At 60.4% G+C, this 1,776-nt stretch carries 2 protein-coding genes; one reads left to right on the forward strand and one right to left on the reverse strand.

The genetic code is table 11. The features are described 5' to 3' along the window. Window positions 1-55: 55 nt before the first annotated feature. Window positions 56-931: a LysR family transcriptional regulator gene (locus tag OQK_RS22050; protein ID WP_016774312.1), complete on the reverse strand. Its 876-nt coding sequence runs from the start codon at window positions 929-931 to the stop codon at window positions 56-58. Between the two features lie 98 nt (window positions 932-1,029). On the opposite strand from OQK_RS22050, the gene OQK_RS31605 reads away from it, so the two are divergent. Then, the coding region (locus tag OQK_RS31605; protein WP_274380896.1) for an enolase C-terminal domain-like protein at window positions 1,030-1,776 on the forward strand (747 nt) is incomplete at its 3' end.

Below are 1,776 nucleotides of genomic sequence, written 5' to 3' on the forward strand. Positions count from 1 at the left end.
TCGGCTCCCGTCGTCCCGTCGGGAGAGGGCTGGGGTGAGGGGCTGCTCGATAGAGTTACTCTTCCAGCTTCGCCCAGAATTCCTCCGCCGAAGGGCTGATCGGCGCGGTCGGGCGAGTCAGGTGTATTTCCAGTGGAATATCCCAACTTTCATCCAGCGCCCTGACCAGACGCCCATCAGCCATTTCCTGTTCGGTCAGGCTTTTTGGCAGCCAGGCCACGCCTTTGCTTTCCAGCGCCATCGACATCAGCACTGCGGCCAAGTGGCTGCTGAACAATGGTTTCAAGTGCAGATAATCAGCCTTGCCATGCAACCTGTGGGCGACGATTCGGCCCAGGCCCGATTCGTGGGTGTAGGCCAGATAGGGCAGGGTTTCAGGCGACGTGCCGAACTGGGCTGAAGCACTCGCCAGCGGCACAAGTACGTCCTCGCCGACCTTCTTGCCAATGAACTGATCTGGCGCCAGTAATGGCGGAACGTCGGGGTGGCGGTGGCACAGCAGGAACTGCACCTGGCCATGAATCAGCATCTGTTCGCACACGGCCATGCTGTCGGAATGCAGGCGAACCGCATCGATCGGCGCGCCACTTTCGGCGCTGCGCAACCAGCGTGGGAAGAAGGTGAATGACAGCGAATGAGTGGCGGCGAACTGCAAGGTTTTCGCCGCCATGCCAGCCACTTCCTGGGCCTCGGAGCGCATGCGGTAAAGGCGTCTGGCCGCTTCTTGGGCGCTGGGCAGAATCTGCCGGCCGGCCTCGGTCAACGTCGCACCTTGCGGGGTGCGCACGAACAATTCCACACCCATCCAGTTCTCCAGCGAGCGCACTCGGCGACTGAAGGCCGGCTGCGTCACGTGGCGCGCTTCGGCGGCCCGGACAAAGCTGCCGTGCTCGGCCAGTGCTGAAAAATCCTCAAGCCAAACCAGTTCCAAGGGCAATGCCTCCTGTGCATAGGGCGCGGCATTAATAGCATTGGGCGGGTGTCGTCGCAACGCATAACGTTGGGTCACCACAACAAGAGGAACCCGTCATGCGTATCGTCGATATCCGTGAAAAAACCGTCTCCATTGCTTCCCCGATCGCCAATGCCTACATCGATTTTTCGAAGATGACCTGCTCGGTCGTCGCGGTCATTACCGACGTGATTCGCGACGGCAAACCGGTCATCGGTTACGGCTTCAACTCCAACGGTCGCTACGGCCAGGGCGCGTTGATGCGCGATCGTTTTCTGGCGCGGATCACTGAAGCCGACCCGGAAACCCTGATCGATCACGAGAACAATAACCTCGATCCGTTCGCCATCTGGAAAACCCTGATGACCAACGAAAAACCGGGCGGCCATGGCGAGCGTTCGGTAGCGGTCGGCACCATCGATATGGCGGTGTGGGATGCGGTGGCGAAGATCGAAGGCAAGCCGCTGTATCGCCTGCTTGCCGACCGTTATCGCAACGGCGTTGCCGATGACAAAGTCTGGGTGTATGCGGCGGGTGGTTATTACTACCCGGGCAAGGACCAGAGCAAGCTCAAGGCCGAAATGCAGAGCTACCTGGACCGTGGCTATGACGTGGTCAAGATGAAGATTGGCGCGGTGCCGCTGGACGAAGATCTCCGCCGCATCGAAGCGGTGCTCGAAGTGGTGGGCGACGGCCAGCGCCTGGCGGTCGATGCCAACGGCCGCTTCGATCTGCAGACCGGTATCGCCTACGCCGAAGCGATCAAGAAGTACAACCTGTTCTGGTACGAAGAAGTCGGCGACCCGCTGGATTATGCGCTCCAG

This window comes from Pseudomonas sp. R62 (assembly GCF_000257605.1).
In the GTDB taxonomy this organism is placed as follows: Bacteria; Pseudomonadota; Gammaproteobacteria; order Pseudomonadales; family Pseudomonadaceae; genus Aquipseudomonas; species Aquipseudomonas atacamensis.